Origin of the sequence: Mesorhizobium sp. M7A.F.Ca.CA.004.04.2.1, from assembly GCF_004022825.1 — a bacterium.
Classification (GTDB): Bacteria; Pseudomonadota; Alphaproteobacteria; order Rhizobiales; family Rhizobiaceae; genus Mesorhizobium.
Genome location: NZ_RZPH01000223.1, coordinates 1 through 6,967 on the forward strand (window position 1 = coordinate 1; position 6,967 = coordinate 6,967).

At 61.0% G+C, this 6,967-nt stretch carries 5 protein-coding genes; 3 read left to right on the forward strand and 2 right to left on the reverse strand.

Annotated features, from left to right (window positions below; genetic code table 11):
* Positions 1-1,075 (forward strand): porin (locus tag EN893_RS12635; RefSeq protein WP_164753566.1); only part of this gene is annotated, 1,075 nt, incomplete at its 5' end.
* Positions 1,076-1,313: 238 nt separating this feature from the next.
* Positions 1,314-2,408: a site-specific integrase gene (locus tag EN893_RS12640; protein ID WP_127269280.1), complete on the forward strand. Its 1,095-nt coding sequence runs from the start codon at positions 1,314-1,316 to the stop codon at positions 2,406-2,408.
* A gap of 60 nt (positions 2,409-2,468) precedes the next feature.
* Here EN893_RS12640 and EN893_RS12645 read toward each other — a convergent pair whose 3' ends face one another.
* Both EN893_RS12645 and EN893_RS12655 read right to left on the reverse strand, forming a co-directional pair.
* On the reverse strand, positions 2,469-3,368 hold the full coding sequence (locus EN893_RS12645) for an alpha/beta hydrolase (RefSeq protein ID WP_127269279.1): 900 nt from the start codon (positions 3,366-3,368) through the stop codon (positions 2,469-2,471).
* Positions 3,369-3,665: 297 nt separating this feature from the next.
* A complete protein-coding gene (locus tag EN893_RS12655; protein ID WP_127271626.1) occupies positions 3,666-5,717 on the reverse strand; it encodes a lytic transglycosylase domain-containing protein in 2,052 nt (683 codons plus the stop codon).
* A gap of 292 nt (positions 5,718-6,009) precedes the next feature.
* On the opposite strand from EN893_RS12655, the gene dapA reads away from it, so the two are divergent.
* The gene (dapA, locus tag EN893_RS12660) at positions 6,010-6,891 is read left to right on the forward strand and encodes a 4-hydroxy-tetrahydrodipicolinate synthase (protein WP_127267153.1); all 882 of its coding nucleotides are present in this window, start codon (positions 6,010-6,012) and stop codon (positions 6,889-6,891) included.
* Positions 6,892-6,967: the final 76 nt, after the last annotated feature.

Below are 6,967 nucleotides of genomic sequence, written 5' to 3' on the forward strand. Positions count from 1 at the left end.
GCGCGCCGCCGACGCCGTCGTCGTCGCCGAGCCGGAACCCGCTGAATACGTCAAGATCTGCGACGTCTACGGCGCTGGCTACTTCTACATCCCCGGCACCGAAACCTGCCTGCGCATCGGCGGCTATGTCCGTTATGATATCGGCGCTGGCGACGTCGGCTCGTTCGATGGTGCCTGGGCCCGGGACAAAGAAGACGGTGAAGTCAACGATACCTGGCAGAAGAACGCCCGCTTCACGCTGAAGACCTGGACCGGCCAGGAAACCGAGCTCGGCACGTTGAAGACCTACACCGAAACCCGCTTCAACTTCGGCAACACGAGATTTAGCGACGACACCTACTCTGGCAACGCCTACAACAAGGGCGTCTCGCTGAACTTCGCCTGGATCCAGCTCGGTGGTCTCCGTGTCGGTAAAGACGAATCGGCCTTCGATACGTTCATCGGCTATGCCGGCAACGTCATCCAGGATACGCTGGTCCCCTACGGCGGCTTCGACACCAATGTCATCCAGTACTACTTCGATGCAGGCAACGGCTTCTCGGCCGTCGTCTCGCTCGAAGAAGGCTATGGCGACTTCACGATCGACAGCTACGTTCCGCATGTCGTCGGCGGTGTGAAGTGGACGCAGGGTTGGGGCGCGATCACCGGCGTTGTGTCGTATGACAGCAACTATGAAGAAGTCGCTGGCAAGGTTCGCTTGGACGTCAACGTTTCGAACGAACTCTCGCTGTTCATCATGGGTGGCTACGGCACCGACGACAACTACAATGACGGCACTTATGCTCTCCCGGCCGGTGGCCGCGGCATGTACAAGCTCTGGGGCGGCAACTGGGCAGTCTGGGGCGGTGGCACCTACAAGTTCAACGAGAAGACCTCGTTCAACGCCCAGGTGTCGTATGATGAAGACGAAAACCTCGGCATCGCGGCGAACATCGCTTACGACGTGGTTCCAGGCTTCACGATCACGGCCGAAGTCGACTACCTCAATGCCGGCAGCTACCCTGCGTCCAACTGGACCAGCGCCGACAAGGAAAGCAACATCGGCGGTATCCTCCGCTTCCAGCGCTCGTTCTAAGGGCTGGTTCCTTACAGGTGAAATCCAGCCCGGGCGCACAACGCCCGGGCTGTTTTTGTTTTCGCGACTGGATCAAGGCAAACAGAAGGATGGGGGTAACGGTAGCTGAATAAATCCGTGGAGTGGTTTCGTGGGATCCGCTGATGGGCGGATGAAATCACAACTGCGTGATTAAAATCTCTTGAAAGGACGCTTCCAAGCGGGTAGGGCTGACCTATCCCACTCGGGGGTGTGGCAAATGATGACGAACGAAGCGATTCAAGAGGGCGAGTCCTCTGATCATTTTTCGATGTTTTCTTCTCAAAGTCCGAAGATTCGATACACCTACAATAAGATTAGAGAAGTAAAGTCGCATCGGGTCGGAGATCTTTTTTCAGCATATCGGGACATATTATGGGATGATGGGCGGCATAAGTATAATGTCAGCTCGTTCATCGGCGAAATAGACGAGATCCTCCTTGGGGAGCGTTTCAGCGCCTTTGACCAAAGTACCCTGGACAACCTTATCGGCACCTTGCGCCAGCGCGGCAACAGCAACGCAACCATCAATCGAAAGATGGCTGCCCTCAGCAAACTGCTGCGCAAGGCTCACAAGATGGGAGATATCCACAGCCTGCCCGAGTTCCGCCGCCAGAAGGAGCGGGCGGGTCGGATTCGCTTCCTCGAAAGGGACGAAGAGGCGCGCCTGTTCGCCGCCATCAAGAGCCGCAGCGAGGATGCCTACAGGCTTTCCGTCTTCCTGGTCGACACCGGATGCCGTCTCGGCGAGGCGCTTGGGCTGATCTGGAACGATATCCAGGAGCATCGCGTCTCCTTTTGGATCACCAAATCCGGCCGCAGCCGCACCATTCCGATGACCGAGCGGGTCAAGGAGGTCATCAAACTGCCGCCCACCGAAGGCCGTCGGCCCAAGGGACCGTTCACAAAGCTTAGCCAGGCACAGTTTCGTGCCATCTGGAACGACGCGAAGGCCGAAGTCGGACTTGGCGCAGACGACCAGGTGGTGCCGCACATACTGCGCCATACCTGCGCCTCGCGCCTTGTCCAGGGCGGCATCGACATCAGGCGCGTGCAGATGTGGCTCGGCCACCAGACGTTGTCGATGACCATGCGCTACGCGCATCTGGCCACCAACGATCTCGATGGCTGTGTCATCGTGCTGGAAACACCTCGATCGACTCAGCCGGGCGGCAATCGCGCTGAAGGCTCCGTGTTTTCTTCGCCCGTGACGACGCCTTCGTCGCCGACGGCAGAGCGGAAAAAGAAGGATGAGGCAGCCGCCGCCGCAAAGGAGTCGCCGAAAGCGGCTCGGAAAAGTTCAAAGGCCAAGTAGGCTAAAGAATCTCCACCTATACTATCATAGCTATCCCGTGACCTTGTTTGGTCATGGGATTTACTTCGGGATATTCTTCCGCTCGGCTTGGTCGAGAAAAGCGGCTATGTCGCCCGGTAGGCTGCCGGTCTCGAGGAATGGCGCATGGCCCTGGCCCTCGACAGTGATCGTCTCCATCATGGAATGGCGCTCTCTCATCTGGTTGAGCGTGTCTATGGACAGCAATCTCGAATTGGCACCACGTATGGCGAGCAACGGGATGGCGGCCAACGCCTCGAATTGAGGCCATAGATCAGGCAGCTTCTGCGTCAGATCGAGGCTCGCCACGGTATCCACCAGCTTCGGATCGAAATCCGGCATCAGCCCATCATCCGTTTCGCGGTAGAGAGCCCATATCATCCGGTCCCAGTCGGCGCCGGCAAGGGCGGAGAAGTCTTCGCCATGCACGCTGCGCTGGGCGGCAATTGCCTTTGGGCGGGTTTTCGGTGCCGGGTCGCGCTCGAGATAGGACTGGATATGGGCAAGTCCGGCCGTCTCGATCAGCGGTCCGATGTCGTTGAAAACAATGGCTTTCAGGACCGATGGCCGCATCATCCCGAGCACATGGATGATCAGCCCGCCGCGCGAGGTGCCGATGAAGGCCGCTTCTCCGATGTTCAACGCCGTCAGCCCGGCTAGGATGTCGCCAGCCTCCACGCCGACATTGTAGTTTTTGGCGTCGGGATCATAGGCTGACTGCCCGCGCCCACGGTAGTCGAAGGCGATTACCTTGCGCGGAGTTGCCGCATGCGTCGACAGATAGAGCGCCAGCTCGTGAAAATCCCTGGCGTTGCGGGTCAGGCCAGGCAGGCAGACAACCGGCCAGGATCCGCTATTGGCCTCACCGTAGATGCGAGCATGGAGCTTCAGCCCATCCGGTGCGCTGTAGAAGAAGTCGGAGAAGCCTGGGTCGTTTGACATTTGAAAGGGGTTCCCCTGACCGGATCATCCCGACTGCTACAGGCGAGGGTAGGGATGGTCAAATAGAAGGATGCCATCTTGGAGACGTTGGAGTGACAGCGCCCCCCTCTGTCCTGCCGGACATCTCCCCCTCAAGGAGGGAGATCAGTGGCTTCATTGGCGGCGCGATTTCTTTGACGCTGACAATTGGCGAAAGCCGAGGTGACATCCAATCTCCCCCCTTGAGGGGGAGATGTCCGGCAGGACAGAGGGGGGCGCCGTAGAGCGCCAGCCTTTGGCTTGCCTGTCCTTATCCCCTCAACTCCGCCCGTTCACCAGATCCCCGACAATGTCGTATTTGCCCGAAATACGCATCTTGTAGACCTCGTAATTCTCCATCACGCGCTGAACGTAACTCCTTGTTTCCGTGTAGGGAATCCGCTCGATCCAGTCGACGACCGCGTCGATGTCCTTGCCGCGCGGGTCGCCATATCTGGCCACCCACTGGCTGGCTCGGTTGGGGCCGGCATTGTAGCCGGCGAAGGTCAGCACGTAGGAGCCGTTGAAGCGATCGAGCTGTTCGCCGAGGAAGGCTGAGCCAAGCGTCGCATTGTAGCCGGCATCGGTGGTCAGCCGTGTTTGCGAAAACTGCAGCCCGGCCTTCTTCGCCAGTTGCCTTGCGGTTCCCGGCATCAGCTGCAGCAGCCCGCGCGCGCCGGCGCTGGACACGGCGCCGATGTTGAATTCGCTTTCCTGACGGGCGATCGCATAGGCCAGGGCCTTGCCCGAGCCGGAAATGTCGGCCGAATCGGGAATGACGCCGAGCGGATGCGACAATGCGCCGACATCGATGCCACGCGCCCCGGCGATCTTGCCGATTTTCAGCGCCATGAAATGGTTCCCTTGCTTTTCCGCAAGGACAGCCAGCAGCGCCAGTTCGCCCGGACTGGTCAACTGCCCGGCAAGGTCGCGATAGAGCGTCTCGGCATAGCGGTCGTAGCCCGCCTCCTGCAGCCGCTTGATGGCGCTGACGGCCTCGCGGCCGGCAAAATTCTGCCGGTCGGCTGCACTTGGCGAGGGGTAGGCGATGTTCAGCGCCTGCCGGCCCACGCGTTCGGCGGCAAGCTGACCGTAGAATGTCGTGCCATAGGCAGCGGCGCGCGCAAAATAGTCCTTTGCATTGCCCGGACCACCGACTTCCGCGGCACGGCCGAGCCAGTAATAGGCGCGCGACAGCGTCATCGGCCCCTGGGCGAGGTCCGCGATGCGAGCGAAATGACTGGCCGCGGTTTTTGGGTCGTTCAGGCCGCGCAGCGCATACCAGCCAGCATGGAATTCGGCGTCTCCCGCATTGGCGGCACTTTCGGCGGCGTGTGTGGCGACGATCTTGTACGCGGTCTTCATGTCGCCCTGGTCTACCAGTTCGCGCGACAACACCCGGCGCTCGACCCACCAGGCATCCGGATCGACGAGAGCGTCGCGATCGGTCGGCGCCTGCATCACAATGGCGGCGGCCCCGGCAAAATCCTCCTGCTTGCGCAGATATTCGGCCTGCGCGAAGAAGTAGCCGGCCGAACGTTGCATTGCCGGCACGGCCTTCAGCAGCTTGGGCGCGTTCTTGTCGCCTTTGTCGGCCGCCGCCCAGGCCTCGGCGAGTTGCTGGGCGCCGGCCAGGCCGGCGACGCGCAAGGCGGAATTCGCGCGGTCGGCATAGAACATGCGCTCCATGCGAAAACGGTGGTCGGTGGCCGGGATCAAGCTGCCGAATTCCTTGATCAGCGCCGCCTCGTCCCTGGCCTCCAGGATCGCGGTGCGCCAGAAGGGCGACAGCACCGAACGTGCCGCCTTGATATTGCCTGACGCCACATAGGCGCGGGCAAGAACCATCACACCTTCGAATGTCTGCGGCTGGCTGCCGTCGAACGCCCTGATAACGATGTCGGGGGCAGGGTTCTCGCGATAGAGTGCGCGCTCGCTGTTCCTGCGCAGGGCGACGGTGCCCGGCCAATTGGGCAGCATCTTGGCCGCAGCAGTGATATCGCCGCTCGGAACCTTGTCGCCGCCATAAAGCGCGATCGCCCAGGCAAGGATATGCTGGTCGAGCGACTGAGCCGGAAGGGCATTGCGCACTCCACGAGCGCGGGGACTATCGCCCGCCGCCAACGCATCCAGCCCGCTTTTCAGGGGGGCGACGTCAGGCAAGGGCGCCTGTCGCGTCCTATCCTGCAGGTCTGGCAGCGCAATTGCCGCGCCTGGCATCGGAATGGCTGAGGTGACCCGTACGTCCACGCTACCGCTGATCGCCATGCCCGGCATCAGCGCGAGCGTGGCGCCAAGCAGCGCGAGAATATGAGACCGACCGCCCGGCATGATCCTTAAGTCTTTCCTTGTCCTGGCATTCCCCAAGCAGGCGAAGATGCCTCGAAGCCTAAACTTAGGTCGTGAAGAGCTCGTAAACAAAGGGTTAGCGAGGCCGTTCGAATTGCGCTTGCTGGCACCATGGCAATGCTTGCCGCGCAACCATGTCGAGACTATGGTGCGCCGCTTCGCTTTCGGCTAGAAGGCGCGCACGATAAAGCACCGATGCATGTCGCCCCAAAGTGAATACCGGTTTTGGGGCAACGGCATGCATGAACAAACAAGTCCCAAGGAGTTGGACGATATGCTGAGAGGCTCGCTTACTGCGCTCGTGACACCGTTCGAAAAGAGCGGGCGTTTCGACGAGAAAGCCTTTCGCGCGTTCGTCGAATGGCAACTCTCAGAGGGCACGACGGGCCTGGTGCCGGTCGGCACCACCGGCGAGTCGCCGACGCTGTCGCATGACGAGCACCGCCAGGTCGTCAAGGTGTGTATCGAGGTGGCCAAGGGCCGCGTTCCGGTCGTCGCCGGCGCCGGCTCCAACAACACCGAGGAAGCAGTCGGCCTCGTGCAGTATGCCGAGAAGGCCGGCGCCGATGCCGCCCTCGTCGTCACACCCTACTACAACAGGCCGACACAGCGCGGTCTTTACGAGCATTTCGCGGCGGTCGCCAAGGCGACCAAGCTGCCGATCATCATCTACAATATCCCGCCGCGCTCGGTCATCGACATGATGCCGGAGACGATGGGCCGGCTCGCGCACGACTTCAAGAATATTGTCGGCGTCAAGGATGCCACCGGCAAGGTCGAACGGGTCTCCGAGCAGCGCGCCACGTGCGGCAAGGATTTCATCCAGCTTTCGGGCGAGGACGCTTCGGCGCTCGGCTTCAACGCCCATGGCGGCGTCGGCTGTATTTCGGTGACGTCGAACGTCGCGCCGCGGCTCTGCGCCGAATTCCAGGAGGCAACGCTTGCCGGCGACAGCGTCAGGGCGCTGGATCTGCAGGATCGCCTGCTGCCGCTGCACAAGGCGATCTTCATCGAGCCTGGCGTTTCCGGCGCCAAATATGCGCTGTCGAAGCTAGGCAAGGTCGAAAACGTGCTGCGCTCGCCGCTGGTGACGATCGAACAGTCGACTGCCGACAAGATCGATGCGGCTATGAAGCACGCCGGCTTGATTAATTAGCGAGCCCGTTTGGAAACTCTACTCCTGCGGCCATCTGAAGGCGTCACCTGCGCTTCCGGTGCTCACGTACTATATG

Excerpts from the sequence above, each read along its gene's own strand:
- EN893_RS12640 (WP_127269280.1), top strand. The coding sequence starts at position 1,314 with ATGATGACGAACGAAGCGATTCAAGAGGGCGAGTCCTCTGATCATTTT.
- EN893_RS12645 (WP_127269279.1), bottom strand. The coding sequence starts at position 3,368 with ATGTCAAACGACCCAGGCTTCTCCGACTTCTTCTACAGCGCACCGGAT.
- EN893_RS12655 (WP_127271626.1), bottom strand. The coding sequence starts at position 5,717 with ATGCCGGGCGGTCGGTCTCATATTCTCGCGCTGCTTGGCGCCACGCTC.
- dapA (WP_127267153.1), top strand. The coding sequence starts at position 6,010 with ATGCTGAGAGGCTCGCTTACTGCGCTCGTGACACCGTTCGAAAAGAGC.